This is a genomic window from Acinetobacter gandensis (assembly GCF_001678755.1).
In the GTDB taxonomy this organism is placed as follows: domain Bacteria; phylum Pseudomonadota; class Gammaproteobacteria; order Pseudomonadales; family Moraxellaceae; genus Acinetobacter; species Acinetobacter gandensis.
The window spans coordinates 175,396-189,711 of the sequence record NZ_LZDS01000029.1 but is presented as its reverse complement, the minus strand read 5'-3'; the positions used below and the strand labels follow the sequence as shown (position 1 = coordinate 189,711).

The 14,316-nt window shown below is 39.5% G+C and carries 19 protein-coding genes; 18 read left to right on the top strand and 1 reads right to left on the bottom strand.

What is annotated here, in order from left to right:
• Nucleotides 1–9 precede the first annotated feature (9 nt).
• From A9J31_RS14455 to pyrF, 18 genes are all read left to right on the top strand, one after another.
• Nucleotides 10–993 carry a DNA polymerase III subunit delta' gene (locus A9J31_RS14455; protein WP_067767508.1) on the top strand — a complete coding sequence of 328 codons (984 nt, stop codon included), beginning with the start codon at nt 10–12 and terminating at the stop codon, nt 991–993.
• 15 nt (nt 994–1,008) lie between these two features.
• The gene (locus A9J31_RS14450) at nt 1,009–1,350 is read left to right on the top strand and encodes a PilZ domain-containing protein (RefSeq protein WP_067767505.1); all 342 of its coding nucleotides are present in this window, start codon (nt 1,009–1,011) and stop codon (nt 1,348–1,350) included.
• Between the two features lie 31 nt (nt 1,351–1,381).
• Complete coding sequence (locus A9J31_RS14445) at nt 1,382–2,155, top strand: TatD family hydrolase (protein WP_067767502.1); 774 nt, start codon at nt 1,382–1,384, stop codon at nt 2,153–2,155.
• A 44-nt stretch (nt 2,156–2,199) separates the two neighbouring features.
• Complete coding sequence (locus tag A9J31_RS14440; protein WP_067767499.1) at nt 2,200–2,814, top strand: TetR/AcrR family transcriptional regulator; 615 nt, start codon at nt 2,200–2,202, stop codon at nt 2,812–2,814.
• Nucleotides 2,815–2,823: 9 nt separating this feature from the next.
• Nucleotides 2,824–3,381, top strand: coding sequence for a type II secretion system protein (locus A9J31_RS14435; protein WP_067767496.1), 558 nt, complete (start codon nt 2,824–2,826; stop codon nt 3,379–3,381).
• Nucleotides 3,371–3,751 carry a type II secretion system minor pseudopilin GspI gene (gspI, locus tag A9J31_RS14430; RefSeq protein WP_067767493.1) on the top strand — a complete coding sequence of 127 codons (381 nt, stop codon included), beginning with the start codon at nt 3,371–3,373 and terminating at the stop codon, nt 3,749–3,751. Before A9J31_RS14435 ends, gspI begins: the two co-directional genes overlap by 11 nt.
• On the top strand, nt 3,748–4,377 hold the full coding sequence (gene gspJ / locus A9J31_RS14425; protein WP_067767490.1) for a type II secretion system minor pseudopilin GspJ: 630 nt from the start codon (nt 3,748–3,750) through the stop codon (nt 4,375–4,377). The genes gspI and gspJ overlap by 4 nt, the downstream gene beginning before the upstream one ends.
• Before the next feature lie 36 nt (nt 4,378–4,413).
• Entirely contained in the window at nt 4,414–5,361 is a 948-nt protein-coding gene (gspK, locus tag A9J31_RS14420; protein WP_067767487.1) for a type II secretion system minor pseudopilin GspK, read from the top strand.
• A 173-nt stretch (nt 5,362–5,534) separates the two neighbouring features.
• Nucleotides 5,535–6,131 (top strand): 6-pyruvoyl trahydropterin synthase family protein, encoded by a 597-nt coding sequence (locus A9J31_RS14415; protein ID WP_067767484.1) that lies wholly within the window; start codon nt 5,535–5,537, stop codon nt 6,129–6,131.
• A 38-nt stretch (nt 6,132–6,169) separates the two neighbouring features.
• Nucleotides 6,170–6,883, top strand: a complete 714-nt coding sequence (ung, locus tag A9J31_RS14410) for a uracil-DNA glycosylase (RefSeq protein ID WP_067767482.1) — start codon at nt 6,170–6,172, stop codon at nt 6,881–6,883.
• The gene (locus A9J31_RS14405; RefSeq protein ID WP_067767479.1) at nt 6,880–8,004 is read left to right on the top strand and encodes an enoyl-CoA hydratase/isomerase family protein; all 1,125 of its coding nucleotides are present in this window, start codon (nt 6,880–6,882) and stop codon (nt 8,002–8,004) included. Before ung ends, A9J31_RS14405 begins: the two co-directional genes overlap by 4 nt.
• A gap of 3 nt (nt 8,005–8,007) precedes the next feature.
• A complete protein-coding gene (gene tadA, locus A9J31_RS14400; protein WP_067767476.1) occupies nt 8,008–8,559 on the top strand; it encodes a tRNA adenosine(34) deaminase TadA in 552 nt (183 codons plus the stop codon).
• A gap of 27 nt (nt 8,560–8,586) precedes the next feature.
• Complete coding sequence (locus A9J31_RS14395) at nt 8,587–9,018, top strand: SRPBCC family protein (protein WP_067767473.1); 432 nt, start codon at nt 8,587–8,589, stop codon at nt 9,016–9,018.
• 15 nt (nt 9,019–9,033) lie between these two features.
• Complete coding sequence (gene cmk / locus A9J31_RS14390) at nt 9,034–9,717, top strand: (d)CMP kinase (protein ID WP_067767470.1); 684 nt, start codon at nt 9,034–9,036, stop codon at nt 9,715–9,717.
• Nucleotides 9,718–9,824: 107 nt separating this feature from the next.
• A complete protein-coding gene (gene rpsA, locus A9J31_RS14385; protein WP_067767467.1) occupies nt 9,825–11,504 on the top strand; it encodes a 30S ribosomal protein S1 in 1,680 nt (559 codons plus the stop codon).
• Nucleotides 11,505–11,666: 162 nt separating this feature from the next.
• A complete protein-coding gene (locus A9J31_RS14380; protein WP_067767464.1) occupies nt 11,667–11,969 on the top strand; it encodes an integration host factor subunit beta in 303 nt (100 codons plus the stop codon).
• A gap of 26 nt (nt 11,970–11,995) precedes the next feature.
• Nucleotides 11,996–12,361 (top strand): lipopolysaccharide assembly protein LapA domain-containing protein, encoded by a 366-nt coding sequence (locus A9J31_RS14375; protein WP_067767461.1) that lies wholly within the window; start codon nt 11,996–11,998, stop codon nt 12,359–12,361.
• Between the two features lie 252 nt (nt 12,362–12,613).
• Nucleotides 12,614–13,294, top strand: a complete 681-nt coding sequence (gene pyrF, locus A9J31_RS14370; protein ID WP_067767459.1) for an orotidine-5'-phosphate decarboxylase — start codon at nt 12,614–12,616, stop codon at nt 13,292–13,294.
• Between the two features lie 76 nt (nt 13,295–13,370).
• On the opposite strand, the gene A9J31_RS14365 is transcribed toward pyrF, so the two are convergent.
• The gene (locus A9J31_RS14365) at nt 13,371–14,279 is read right to left on the bottom strand and encodes a LysO family transporter (RefSeq protein WP_067767457.1); all 909 of its coding nucleotides are present in this window, start codon (nt 14,277–14,279) and stop codon (nt 13,371–13,373) included.
• Between the last annotated feature and the right edge of the window lie 37 nt (nt 14,280–14,316).

The following is a 14,316-nucleotide window of genomic DNA, read 5'->3' as shown; positions in this document are numbered from 1 at the left end:
TGGTCGTTGATGCAAAATGAAATTGTGGCGCAAGTATATCCTTGGCAGCAAAATACGTGGGAAACACTGACGGGACGTTTTCCGCAGTTAGGGCATGGTATCTTGCTATATGGAAAAAAAGGCTGTGGTAAGGAAGCATTTGCAAAACAATTTCTTGCATGGGTGCTGTGTCAAAAGCGTGATGAACAAAAGCAGCCTTGTGGCGAGTGTGGAAGTTGTCAGTGGTTAAAGTCGGATACGCATCCCAATTTTGTCCATATTAGTACTGATGAAGACAATAAAAAGCAAAATGCAAAAATTAAAATTGAAAAAATACGAGATCTCTTACCATTTGTTCAGCAAACGGTGGACGGTTGGCGCGTAGTTTTAATTGAGCCTGCGGAGGCATTAAATATTGCATCATCTAATGCGTTGCTTAAAACACTCGAAGAACCGGGTGAACGCATTGTCATTATTTTATTGGCTGAACATTACTTAAAATTGCCTGCAACCATACGTAGTCGTATGCAGCATTATGCACTTGATCGAATTGAGCCGACACTGTCGCAGGATTATCTCTTGCAACATTTGCCTGACAGTGGTGAGACGCAACGCCAAGTTTTAATGAATTTAGCGAGTCAGATGCCGTTACAAGCCATTCAAGTTGCAAATAGTGAGTGGTTGAATTTACGACAAGAATTTATACACGATTGGCTAAAATTGGTCATGCAAAAAAATATGCCCATGGCAATTGCGACCAAGTGGAATAAAGCACTGAGTTTTAGTGATTTTAGTCAAATGTTTGAATACTTGTTGTCCGATATAATTTGTGTCAAGCTGAATCAATCCATTAAAAATATTGATTTGGATTTTGGTGTGCTTGCGGAGCAGTATACGCTTGAAACACTTTTTAATATTTATACTGAATTACAGCAGTCTAAGCGGTTCATTGAGCAGAACGTACAGGGGAATCTGGTCGTAGATGAGCTTTGCATTAAACTGATGAATATTTAAAAAAGGGGAAGATCGATGCAACCACGTATGGGCGGGATTATCCATGCAAATATTCCAGATGTGGAAACATTATTTGCGAGTTATATGCCATATGTTGTTGGTGGTGGATTATTTGTACCATCCAAGCAAACAGTCAAATTAGGTGAAGAAGTTTTTTTATTGGCGACCTTGCCAGAGCAAAGTATAAAAATTCCACTGACAGGTAAAGTTATTTGGGTTTCGCAAAAGCAAAATGGTATTAAACCACAAGGTTTTGGTATTCAACTTGGTGGCGAAAAAGGTGTTTATTTCAAAACTGAAGCAGAACGACTACTTGCAGGACTTAAATCTGAAGGACGTAGAAGTTACACTATGTAGTCATAACGTTGATAACTAGTAGGTACATATTGTGTTTGTAGATACCCATTGCCATTTAACCATGCTTGACCTAACACCCTATGATGGTAATTTAGATCTAGCATTGGAGCAGGCTCGAGCTGCTGGGGTCTCAAAATTTATGAGTATCTCAGTTGACCTTGATGATCATATTGAACTTTCAAAAATTGCTGCTCGCCATACGGATGTCGGATATTCAGTTGGTGTTCATCCATGTGAAGATCCGGCCACAATGGCGCGAGCTACTGTCGATACTCTGGTTGAATTGGCTCAATCAGAAAAAGTGTGGGCGATAGGTGAAACTGGACTCGACTATTTTCACAGCACCGATTTTATTGCGGAACAAAAAGACTGTTTTGCACGTCATATTCATGCTTCTCAAACAGTAAAGAAACCTGTTGTAGTACATACGCGTTCTGCGAAACATGATACGGTAGATATCATACGTGCTGAGAAATCAACACATGGTATTTTGCACTGTTTTACTGAAGACTGGGAAACAGCAAAAGCAGTTTTAGATTGTGGTTACTATGTTTCATTCTCAGGCATAGTTTCGTTTAAAAATGCTCAAGATTTACGTGATGTTGCCAAGCAGGTACCGCTTGATCGCGTGCTTATTGAAACCGATAGTCCTTACCTTGCGCCGATGCCCTATAGAGGAAAGTCTAATGAACCTAAATACGTTCCCTATGTAGCCAAAGCTTTAAGTGATGTATATGATAAGTCAGTTGAAGAGATGGCTTTCATAACAATGCAAAACTTTGAAAATCTCCTCAATCTTAAGTAAATAATTTGAATTGATATAAGAGTAAAAGAGAGTATAGGGTGAAGATGGATCGTCAGGCTCAATTTCGAGCAAGAGAAGCATTAATTTTCCAAGTAGCAGAACAATTGCTCTTAGAAAATGGTGAAGCAGGTATGACGCTTGATGCATTAGCAGCAGAGCTCGACCTTGCAAAAGGGACACTATACAAACACTTTCAAAGTAAAGATGAACTTTATATGCTGCTCATTATTCGTAATGAGCGCATGTTGCTCGAAATGATTAAGGATACGGACAAGGCTTTTCCCGAGCATCTCGCATTCTTTATGTTGCATCATTTACATCATCCAGAACGTACAGTTTTATTTCACCAAATTGAAGAGCGCTTATCGACTACAGGTGTTGGTATTCAGCACTTATTTAGTGAGCTTTACCAAGTGCGTAAGCAACGTTTACGTTTAATCATTCGCATGACTGAACGTTACTTAGAATCCATTGAAAGCAAAATGCCTGTACGTGATTATTTGGCTTCGATTTGGTCATTAACGCATGGCGCAGCAGCAATTTTAAATTCTAGCTTCTACCAGCGCTATTTAGGTTCACGTGATACTTTGCGTGTAGCTTATATTGATCAAGCCTTGGCATTGCCGAAACAAACACATGCGGTTGCACAGTTTGCGTAAAGGCTGCTTATGAAAATAACATCACCATCATTGGTTCGTGGATTCACCCTCGTAGAATTGATGGTGGTGATAGTGATCATGGGTATCATGGCTTCATTGGTATTGTTGAATATTGGTGGGACTGATCAGCGAAAAGCCATGCAAGCGCGTGAAGTATTTGTATTAGATCTGAAGAGAATTTTACGTGAATCCAATGATCAATCTCGTATTTTAGCCCTTGAGCAAAAAACTGCGACAGATGTGAATCAAGCAATTTATGCGGTACAAGAATATATTCCAGAAGCACAAAGACAGCAAAATGGCCTATTGGACCAAAATAATAAATGGCAAACTTATAAAGATTTTGAGGCAAAAAAATTACCAGAACATGTTTCATTTTCAATTCAGTCATTAGATCGGCAATATGAAAAGGCCAATAATTCAGACTTACTAAATCATGATGCACCTCAGTTAATATGGTTGGGTAATGGAGAAGTCAAACCTGTACGCATTCAATTCTATTTCGAAGAACGTCCCATTGGTGAAGAAATAGAAATAGACCATTTAGGTAAAATAAATGCGGGCTAAAGGATTTACCTTGCTAGAAGTGATGGTTGCGCTTGCAATATTTGCAACCGCAGCCATGGCGTTGTCCAATGTTGCAATGCAGTATACTCAAGCTACTGCAAATGCAGTTTTACGTTCTAAAGCACAATTTGTTGCTTTAAATGAAATTGCCTACATGGAAATAAATCGTGAGTGGATGAGTGGGACAGCATCCAAGCAAGTTACGCAGCAAGGCGAACGCTGGCAGATTGATAAAAAAGCTCAAGCGACGATTAGTCCAAATGTTCAACGCGTTGATGTGCAAGTCAGTTTATTGAATGCTGACACTGGCGATGTGGCGGCTGGAATTACCAGTTTGGTTTTCTTTAATTATCGTGTGGCTGAATCATGAAAAGGTCATATGGATTCACATTAGTTGAATTGTTAGTTGCGATCGCTATTTTCGCAGTACTATCTGCCTTGGGATGGAAAGTATTTGATTATGTGGTGAAAGTGAAAGAGCGAAATGCTGAGCACGAGGCCAAATTGAGTCAGTTGCAAGAGGCGTATCAGCAGATATTAAGAGATACCGTGCAAGCGGTTCCCTTGACAGCCAATATTAATGGTGAAATACAGCCAGCGCTAGTATTACAAAATGGTCGATTTAATTTTAGTAAAACCGGTGTAACTGATCCACTTAATCAGGGGCTAGCACCAGACGAACGGATAGAATATCAGTATCGTGCAGATGAAAAAAAACTCTATCGATTAAAATTTCGAAACTTAAATCAAACAGGGAACGATCAACCGGATTCAAGTGTACTACTAGATAATGTTGAGCAGTTTAAAATTGTCGTATTAAATCCCAGTGAATCGGACAGTTGGCCTGATCGTGCTGCGGATACAAACAATAAAGATTCTTTTGCAATGTTGCCACGCGGCATAAAAATAAATTTGGCAGTTAGTGGCACGGAGTATGAATGGCTATTTAGTTTGTTAAATACAGATTATTTACAGGATAAAAAAGATGGCCGTTAAAATAAACAACAAGAATAACGATGCTGGATTAAAATAATGAAACATCAGCAGGGGATCGCTTTACTCACCATATTGGTCATGGTTGCTTTAGCAACGATTGTGGCGGCAGGTATTGCCCAACAACAAGCAAGTACGGCGGAAAATACTGCATATCTAATGCGTCAAAATCAGTCTCTACTTTATGCGAAAAGTGCGGAAGCTTTTTTTTCTGAAATGCTAGTGAATGATGCAGAAAATGCTGGTGATGTCGATCATTTACAGGAAAATTGGGCGAAACCAATGCCCGCATTTCCTGTTGAAGATGGAACCGTTTCTGGCTCGCTACATGATGAATCAGGAAAATTTAATCTAAATAGCTTGGTGAGCGATAACGGTACTGTAAATGAAAAGGCAAAGCTGTGGTTTGAAAAGATATTACAGCGCGTTGGTTTGCCTGCCGAAATTAGCCAAGCGGTTATTGATTGGCAAGATGAAAATGATGAAAATGCTGGGCCAATGGGCGCGGAGCTGTCTTATTATCGTAGTTTGAATGATTCGCCACTGCCACCGAATGCTAAATTTCACAATATAGCTGAGCTTAAATCGATACGTGGTTTTGAAGATAGCAAATACAAATTAATTGAAAAATATGTCAGTGCTTTACCTACACATGAAAGTATGGTGAATATTAATACGGCTTCAGCTTTTTTATTATCGACTATTGATGAGCGTTTGGATGCAGTGACGATTGAGCAAGTTTTGCAACAACGCTCGGCTAAACTTGAACACTTTTCAAATGTTACAGATTTATGGGCTATAGAGCCGTTTTCACAAGTGAGTCAGGAAAATCGTGATTTGGTGAATAGCCAGCTTGGGGTGAAATCAAATTATTTTAAAGCACAAATTGAAGTAATGCTTAGTGACCGTAAGAAGCAATTTACCAGTGACTTGGTACGTCAAGAAAAGCAGGTTTATGTGGCTTATCGCAATATGGCGCCATTTTAATCAAGACTCTGAGTAAAATCTTTGGAAGACTATGCGTATTCAAAACAAGGAATAATCAAAAAAATCATGATAAGTTTTGCCAATCTAGCTGAACAGCAAAATTAATGCTCATTGTTTTACTTTTGCTTTATAATCGATGAGAACCCACAGATTATTTGATTGCATTACGGCATATGTTAATTCGTAAGTTATTTAAGTTTGAAAATGCGCATATCGTGCGTAATTGCACGTCAGATCGTTGCAAACGCTCAATTCATGGACATAGCTATAAAGTTGAATTGTTGCTGAAAGCATCAAGATTAGATCATGGTCAAATGGTGTATGATTTTGGACTGCTTAAAGGTGTGATTAAAGACTTATTCGATAGTTTTGATCATGCCATTTGTTTTTGGCAGCATGACGACGCTGAATATATTAAAGCTTGTAAACAATTTAGTGCACGTTGGGTGGCTTTACCAGTTTCACCTTCGGCAGAACAGTTTTCTCGTATTTTCTTCTATTTGGCACAGCAGGTTTTAAAATCGACTGAAACCCAAAATGGTGAAGGGGATGTTGAAGTTTATTCTGTTATTGTGCATGAAACTGACACCGGCTACGCGCAAAGCTTTTTAGAAGATATTGAAAATAGTCAAATGGGACTGTTATCGCTTGAACAAATTGTCTTTTCAGAACAAGTGCAAGCCGAATGGAATGATACCCAAATGTATGAAAAATTAAAGCAAGGTCAAACTTTCCTAAATCCAACTGTGGATTTGCAAGTGAAGCTTTAATTTATATTTAAAATTGTAATTAGGATTAGGTAACAGTGATGTCTTTAACAGAACAGCAGCAAGCAAAACTCGCAAAAGTTCAGCTTGATGCCGGCTGGAAATTAGGTTTGAGTGATTTTTTACTTAGCCCACGCATGGATGAGTTAAAAGACTTTCTGCTACAAGAAATGAAACAGGATAAAGTGATTTATCCACCTAATGCTTTGATTTTTAATGCGCTGAATACAACACCATTAGATAATGTAAAAGTGGTGATTTTAGGGCAAGATCCTTATCATGGTCCAAATCAGGCACATGGTTTAAGTTTTTCAGTACAGAAGGGGCTTGCTTTGCCTCCTTCTTTGCGTAATATTTTCCATGAATTAAATACAGACCTAGGGGTTCCTGTGTCTAAGCATGGAGATTTAACACGCTGGGCAGAGCAAGGTGTACTTTTACTTAACAGCGTATTAACTGTTGAAGCTGGGCAACCGACTTCACATCAAAAACGTGGATGGGAAGATTTTACAGACCATGTTATTGATGTTTTAAATGAACAACGTGAACATCTCGTCTTTATACTTTGGGGCGCATATGCACAACGTAAGGGACAACGTATCGACCAAAATAAACACTTGGTTCTAAAAGCAGCTCATCCATCTCCATTGGCTGCAAACCGTGGTGGTTTCTTTGGTTGTAAGGTGTTCTCAAAATCTAATAATTATCTTAAACAAAATGGCATTGAGCCGATCGACTGGCAGCTGGACGCATGACATATTCTCCCGTTTCAAAAAATTATCACCCAGATCTGATTGTAGAAGAAGCGAAAAACGGTTGGCGCATTGTGCGCTTGAACCGTCCAAAATCGCTTCATGCTTTAGATGAATCTATCTGTAGCGCGCTACTCGAAGTATTTCAGGACTTTGAACATGACGCATCTGTAAAAGCGGTTTGGTTGGATTCCACAACGCCTAAAGCGTTTTGTGCGGGTGGTGATGTTCGTAAGCTTCGTCAGTTGGTCGTAAATGATGAAGTTGAAACGGCGAATCAATTTTTTGAACAAGAATATGCGCTTGACCTTCTATTGCATAACTATGCTAAACCTGTATTGGTTTGGGGTGAGGGTTATGTGATGGGCGGTGGTCTCGGCTTGTTTATGGCCGCACCTTTTCGTTTAGTAACGCCTTATTCGCGTTTGGCTATGCCTGAAATTAATATTGGCTTGTATCCTGACGTAGGTGCTACACGTTTCCTTGCTGATCGTGGTGCAATTGGCCTGTTTACTGGTTTGACAGGTTCAATTATGACGGCGGCAGGTGCCTATGGTATTGGTTGGGCGACACATATTTGTGATGCACAGCGTGATAATGTGCTTGAAACTGTAGTTAATATTGATTGGGGTCATTATCCAGCAGGTGATTTTCGCGCGATTGATGACACGCTTAATAGTATGCATCGTCCAGTTGGGCCAGGGCCATTACAAAATTCATTAGATGTGATCCAAAGTGTGTGTCGTGGTCATAACTTTGAGCATGATTATGAGTCGATTATTGGTCTGAGTGATGCACGTAGTGATTGGTTGCGCCAAGCAAGTGAAAACTTGCAAAAGGGTTCTCCTGCAACTGCCGCTTTAACTTGGCTATTGTGGCAATGGGGCAAGCAAGTACATTCATGGAATGAAGTATTTGAGCTTGAAACTCAAATTTCAGACTGGAAAATTCGTCACGCAGACTTTATTGAAGGTGTTCGTGCACGTTTGGTTGATAAAGACCTTTCTCCTGAGTGGAAGAAAGGTGCTGACTTATCACTTAAAGGTATTTTGTCAGACGAGCCACCTGTGACAAATATTGAAAGCTGGAACGCTTTATTGAAACACTATGGTGTTATTAGTTAATACATGTCTGAACAAATACAATTTAGTGACGAGTATTGGATGCAGCTTGCCTATGAGCAGGCTGCAAAAGCTGCAGAACTTCAAGAAATTCCAGTTGGTGCAGTCATTGTGAGTCAAAACAAGGTGATAGGTGCAGGTTTTAATGCGCCTATTTCTATGCAAGATCCGACTGCACATGCGGAAATCGTGGCGATTCGCGAAGCGTGTAAAAATTTAGAAAATTATCGATTACCCGATGATGCGACTATATATGTGACATTGGAGCCTTGCACCATGTGCGTGGGGGCATTGGTACATTCACGTATTCAGCGTGTGGTATTTGGTGCAATTGAGCCTAAAGCAGGCTCTTTGGTCAGTGCGCGTCAGTTATTAAGTGCAGGTTATTACAATCATATTTTTTCCTTCGAGCAAGGATGTCTACAAGAGCAATGCTCGGCACAGTTGAGTACTTTTTTTAAAATGCGTCGGGCTCAAAAGCGTGAATTAAAATTACAGGAAAAAATAAACAACACTGAACAGTTACAGCAAAATCAGGTAATATCGAATGACAATTAAAATTGTCAAATAAACATAGGTTCAACCATGAAGTCGATTCAAGTAAAAAAAGAATTCAATGCACCGATTGAGAAAGTTTTCGAATTGCTATCTAAACATGCAACATACAATGTTGCATTTGCACCGATACAAGTCGTGCGTGTCAAAGACTCAGCAGACCCTGAGCGTCCTGATGGAGTGGGTTCTGTACGCCGTATGGGCTTTGGTCCAATCAAACCATTGCAAGAACAAATTACGTTATTAGAACCGAATCAACGGATTGAATATAAAATTATTAAAAACCCATTGGTGAAACACCATTTGGGTATTATTCAGTTTGAAAGACTTGATGCTAACCGTACTTTGGTCACTTATACGATTGAATTACAGGCACGAGCACCATTTGTTAGCCAATTAATCCTTGCACAACTACAGTCAGCGATTAAAATTGGTTTTTCAAAACTTGCAAAAACCGTTTAACGAAGTGGAAACGCAATGACAGTTCAAATTATCACAATTGATGGCCCAAGTGGTTCGGGTAAGGGTACTTTAGCAGCAAAGATTGCTGCCCATTATCAGTATCATTTGCTTGATTCAGGTGCATTGTATCGTCTATTAGGATTGTCATTGCACAAGCAAGATTTGATTGATTCATTAGACACTCAACTTGAATCATGCGTAAAAATTGCAACAAATTTAGACATAAAATTTGTCACAAATGAAAGTGGCATTAGCGTTCTTTTGGACGGCGAAGATGTGTCTAAAATTATTCGTACAGAACGTGTTGGTGAATTTGCATCAAAAGTAGCTGCAATTCCAGCACTTAGAACAGCACTGTTAGAGCGTCAGCACGCATTTGCGCAATCACCTGGATTGGTTGCAGATGGTCGCGACATGGCTACAACTATTTTTCCAAATGCTCAAGCCAAGATTTATTTAACCGCTTCTGCGCAGTCTCGTGCCGAGCGTCGAGTAAATCAGTTGCAGGCTATGGGTGTGGATGTTAAAATAAGCGACATTTTAGCTAATATCGAAGCGCGCGATAAACGAGATATGGAACGCACAGTCGCTCCACTCAAGCCTGCTCCTGATGCTTATTTCATTGATAGTTCAAATTTAACCATTGATGAAGTATTCACGCTGATGACGAATTACATCGATCAGCAATTAGCAAACTAAAGAATTTTCAGCAGAAGCATAGCTTGATCAGTCTTATACGGACTATGTAGACGCTTAATTAAACCGGCCTTGTCTGATCCAAGACCGCTGACTTTATCAGGTATATCATGACCGAATCTTTTGCAGCCCTCTTTGAAGAAAGCGAATTAAACCTCAACGTTGAAAAGGGTGCTGTCATCCAAGGCGTTGTAGTAAACATCGATTCTGACTGGGTAACAGTTGACACTGGCCTTAAATCAGAAGGTATTGTTGACCGCGCTGAATTCTTAAATGAACAACGTGAACTTGAAGTTCAAGTTGGCGACACTGTAGACGTTGTTGTTGAAGCTCTTGACAACGGTATGGGTCAAACAGTTCTTTCTCGCGAAAAAGCTAAACGCGCTGAAACTTGGACTAAACTTGAAAAAATCTTTGAAGACGGCGAAATCGTTACTGGTGTTATCTCTGGTAAGGTTAAAGGCGGTTTCACTGTTGACATCGGTCCAGTTCGTGCGTTCCTTCCTGGTTCTTTAGTTGATACTCGTCCTATTCGTGATACTACTCACTTAGAAGGCAAAGAGTTAGAATTCAAAGTAATCAAACTTGATGCTAAACGTAACAACGTTGTTGTTTCACGTCGTGCTGTTATGGAAGCTGAATCTTCAGCTGACCGTGAAGCTCTTCTTGCTCAGCTTGAAGAAGGTCAAACAGTTACTGGTACAATCAAAAACCTTACTGACTACGGCGCATTCGTTGACCTTGGCGGTATTGATGGTCTTCTTCACATCACTGATATGGCTTGGAAACGCATCAAGCACCCTTCAGAAGTTGTTGAAGTTGGCCAAGAAGTTACTGTTAAAGTACTTAAATTTGACCGTGAACGTAACCGCGTATCTTTAGGTCTTAAACAATTAGGCGAAGATCCATGGTTAGCGATCATGAACCGTTACCCTAAAGGTTCTATCGTTAAAGCACGCGTTACTAACTTAACTGACTACGGCTGTTTCGCAGAAATCGCTGAAGGCGTTGAAGGTTTAGTACACGTTTCAGAAATGGATCACACTAACAAAAACATCCACCCATCTAAAGTAGTTCAGATCGGTGACGAAGTTGATGTTATGGTTCTTGAAGTTGATGAAGAACGTCGTCGTATTTCTCTTGGTATCAAACAAACTCGTGCTAACCCATGGGAAGAGTTTGCTAAAGACCACGACAAAGGCGAAAAAGTTTCTGGTACGATCAAATCTATCACTGACTTTGGTATCTTCATTGGTTTACCAGGCGGCATCGATGGCCTAGTTCACTTGTCAGACATCTCTTGGAACGAACAAGGCGAAGAAGCTATCCGTCGTTACAAGAAAGGTGACACAGTTGAAGCGGTTATCCTTTCAGTTGACGCTGAAGGTAACCGTATCAGCCTTGGTATCAAACAAATGAACAACGATCCGTTCAATGATTTCCTTGCGAACAACGAACGTGGTGCATTGGTTAAGGGTACTGTAACTGCAGTTGACGCTAAAGGCGCTACTGTTAAGTTAGCTGACGAAGTTGAAGCGACTCTTAAAGCATCTGAAATCAACCGCGATCGCGTTGAAGATGCAACTAAGTTCCTTGAAGTTGGTCAAGAAGTTGAAGCGAAAATCATCAACGTAGACCGCAAATCACGTTCTATCAACTTGTCTATCAAAGCGAAAGACGAAGCTGAAGAAAAAGAAGCAGTAGCTAACCTTAACAAGACAGCTACAGCAACTTCAGACAATGGTCCTAAGACTATTGGTGATTTGATCAAAGCTCAAATGAACCACTAAGTAAGCGTTTGAATTGTATTGTTAATGTAAGTTAATTAATACTTTTTACACAATTACTGTAACGGTAGCGTAGTAAGTGATTATTACGCTACCGTTTTGTATTTAAACAGGTTATTATCGGCGAATAGATCCTAAATAGCTTGATAATTAAAGAGGTCGCAGATGACTACTGAAGCACTTAATAAGTCTGACTTAATAGAGCGTATTTCTCTTAAAAATCCACACCTAGCTGAACCATTAGTGGAAGAAGCTGTTAAGATTATGATTGATCAGATGATTGAAGCATTATCAACTGATAATCGAATCGAGATTCGTGGTTTTGGTAGTTTTGCCTTGCACCACCGTGAACCACGTGTAGGTCGTAACCCGAAGACTGGTAAGTCTGTAGAAGTTGCTGCTAAAGCTGTACCTCACTTTAAACCAGGTAAGGCTTTACGTGATGCGGTAAACGAATCAGCAAACTAATACTATAAAGAAAGTTAGGGGTATTTATGCGTTATGTATTGGTCGTTATATTAGTCGTACTTTTTGGTTACTCATTGGCGATGGTTCTACAAAATGGAACTGAGCTTTCAGTAGACTTGTTGTTTACACAAGTACCTGCAATGCGATTGGGGCTTTTACTACTCTTAACACTTGCTTTAGGTATAGTTTTAGGTCTTTTAATTGCTGTTCAAGTGTTCCGAGTATTTCAGAACAATTGGGAAATTAAGCGTTTACGTAAAGATATTGACCGTCTACGTAAGGAGCAGATTCAAACTGCTCAACTGGCTGCTGCTGAAGCTGCAGCTCATACTCGTCATGAAAAGACAGTATTAGATATTGATGCGAATGAGCATCCTTCAAATCCGTTATAAAGCAATATTTGCTGATTAGGTGTACTGTTAATTTTCTAACAGTCACTTAAATTTATTATTTTGAACACTCTAGTGAATACTAGGGTGTTTTTTTATGGGATTTCATTTTCTCAAACTCACATATTCTATATAAAATAATTACATAGCTTGGTTTAAATTAAACGATTCAATTAACTTGAGTTTTATGACTATCTGCGCACGTGGAATGTATTTATAATGCTTTTTATTTTGTCAGAATGAAGGGTAGATCTCTTGAGTATCATTGTTGCATTAGATGCTAAAAGCCAATATGACGCACTTACAATTGCAGAGCAGTTAGATCCTGTATTATGTCGGGTAAAAGTTGGTAAAGAGCTATTTACTCACGAAGGACCATCTGTTGTTAAAGCATTACATGACAAAGGTTTCGAAGTCTTTTTGGATTTAAAATTCCACGATATTCCGAATACCACAGCACAAGCGGTATGTGCAGCGGCAGATATGGGTGTTTGGATGGTGAATGTTCACGCGTCTGGCGGCCGTAAAATGATGGAAACTTGTGTAGAGCGTTTAAAAGCGGGTAGTTATAATACACAGTTAATTGCCGTAACTGTTTTGACGTCAATGGGTCGCGAAGACTTAAAAGATTTGGGTCTAGATATTGAGCCTTTTGAACAAGTTAAGCGACTTGCAACTCTAACCAAAGACAGCGGTTTGGATGGTGTGGTGTGTTCGGCACAGGAAGCAAAAATGTTGCGTGATACATTGGGAAATGATTTTGCTTTGGTTACACCTGGTATTCGTCCTGAAGGCTCAGCAGCAGATGATCAGAAACGTATTGTGACACCTAAACAAGCGATGCTTGATGGTTCAACACATTTAGTGATTGGGCGTCCGATTACCAAGTCGGAAAATATGCGTCAGACAATGAAAGATATTTTAGCGACACTTTAATATTTACCCTCTCTCTAACTCTCTGCCATGGGAAGGAGGAGCTCCTCTCCCTTTGGGAGAGGATTTAGGTGAGGGGTTAGATAGCTGCCAATATACTCACAAATATTGGTGCGAGTACTGATAAGATAAAACCACTTACCATTGCATGTGGAATAAAATCATTACCACAGGCTTGTTTCACCATTGGTAATGTAACGTCCATTGCTGTTGCACCTGCAGATGAAATAGCTGATCGTGGATAACGCCAGCCAATAATATACATAAATACGATTGCAAAGATTTCTCTAAATAAATCATTCATCAGTGCAATACTGCCTAAATGTGCATTCTTTAATTCTGAAACCACAATACCCGTCATGGAATAGAAACCATAACCCTGAGACAGCATAATTAAATCTTTTAAATTTATATTAGGTAAAAAATATGCAGCAATAAATGCTCCAATTAATGACCCAACAATACAACCTAAAGGCACGAGGAAAATTTTCCAATTTAACCAAGAACGGTCGAGTGGAGAATAAGCAAGGTCAAGTCCAATCAGGAACATAAAAACTAAAAGTAAATTCCATGTACTGATGTGTGGGTTAATATGGAAATATGCGACGATTTCAGCGAAAGCATAGCCAGCACCTAGGGCGATAAATGCGTAGCTGATATTAATCAGTGAGCTCGTGACCAATTGCATGGATACTTTGCCATGACTGGGTTGATAGCCCAATGATTTAAATAAAATATAACAACAAATAAAAGCACCAACCGATGTGCTTAGAGCAATGAGCATAGCTGATGAAAGGATTTGCCAAGGCGCAGTAATGGTATGAATTGTTTCAGAAAATTCGATTGCAATCGCAAATAGTAAAACATAGGTGAAATAGGGAAGTATTTTGAAAGCTAGTTTTTCTAACCAGCTTGGAAGTCTTTTAGCAAAAAGAAAACCTAATCCTAGGCATGCTAAGAGTTGAAAAATTAACCAAAAAGATTGCATAAAATCAATAAGCAGATAATCAATATCTGCTTATTAT

What these genes read in the sequence shown, in the direction of transcription:
- A9J31_RS14455 (WP_067767508.1), top strand. Translation starts at nt 10, where the DNA reads ATGCAAAATGAAATTGTGGCGCAAGTATATCCTTGGCAGCAAAATACG.
- A9J31_RS14450 (WP_067767505.1), top strand. Translation starts at nt 1,009, where the DNA reads ATGCAACCACGTATGGGCGGGATTATCCATGCAAATATTCCAGATGTG.
- A9J31_RS14440 (WP_067767499.1), top strand. Translation starts at nt 2,200, where the DNA reads ATGGATCGTCAGGCTCAATTTCGAGCAAGAGAAGCATTAATTTTCCAA.
- A9J31_RS14435 (WP_067767496.1), top strand. Translation starts at nt 2,824, where the DNA reads ATGAAAATAACATCACCATCATTGGTTCGTGGATTCACCCTCGTAGAA.
- gspI (WP_067767493.1), top strand. Translation starts at nt 3,371, where the DNA reads ATGCGGGCTAAAGGATTTACCTTGCTAGAAGTGATGGTTGCGCTTGCA.
- gspJ (WP_067767490.1), top strand. Translation starts at nt 3,748, where the DNA reads ATGAAAAGGTCATATGGATTCACATTAGTTGAATTGTTAGTTGCGATC.
- gspK (WP_067767487.1), top strand. Translation starts at nt 4,414, where the DNA reads ATGAAACATCAGCAGGGGATCGCTTTACTCACCATATTGGTCATGGTT.
- A9J31_RS14415 (WP_067767484.1), top strand. Translation starts at nt 5,535, where the DNA reads ATGTTAATTCGTAAGTTATTTAAGTTTGAAAATGCGCATATCGTGCGT.
- ung (WP_067767482.1), top strand. Translation starts at nt 6,170, where the DNA reads ATGTCTTTAACAGAACAGCAGCAAGCAAAACTCGCAAAAGTTCAGCTT.
- A9J31_RS14405 (WP_067767479.1), top strand. Translation starts at nt 6,880, where the DNA reads ATGACATATTCTCCCGTTTCAAAAAATTATCACCCAGATCTGATTGTA.
- tadA (WP_067767476.1), top strand. Translation starts at nt 8,008, where the DNA reads ATGTCTGAACAAATACAATTTAGTGACGAGTATTGGATGCAGCTTGCC.
- A9J31_RS14395 (WP_067767473.1), top strand. Translation starts at nt 8,587, where the DNA reads ATGAAGTCGATTCAAGTAAAAAAAGAATTCAATGCACCGATTGAGAAA.
- cmk (WP_067767470.1), top strand. Translation starts at nt 9,034, where the DNA reads ATGACAGTTCAAATTATCACAATTGATGGCCCAAGTGGTTCGGGTAAG.
- rpsA (WP_067767467.1), top strand. Translation starts at nt 9,825, where the DNA reads ATGACCGAATCTTTTGCAGCCCTCTTTGAAGAAAGCGAATTAAACCTC.
- A9J31_RS14380 (WP_067767464.1), top strand. Translation starts at nt 11,667, where the DNA reads ATGACTACTGAAGCACTTAATAAGTCTGACTTAATAGAGCGTATTTCT.
- A9J31_RS14375 (WP_067767461.1), top strand. Translation starts at nt 11,996, where the DNA reads ATGCGTTATGTATTGGTCGTTATATTAGTCGTACTTTTTGGTTACTCA.
- A9J31_RS14365 (WP_067767457.1), bottom strand. Translation starts at nt 14,279, where the DNA reads ATGCAATCTTTTTGGTTAATTTTTCAACTCTTAGCATGCCTAGGATTA.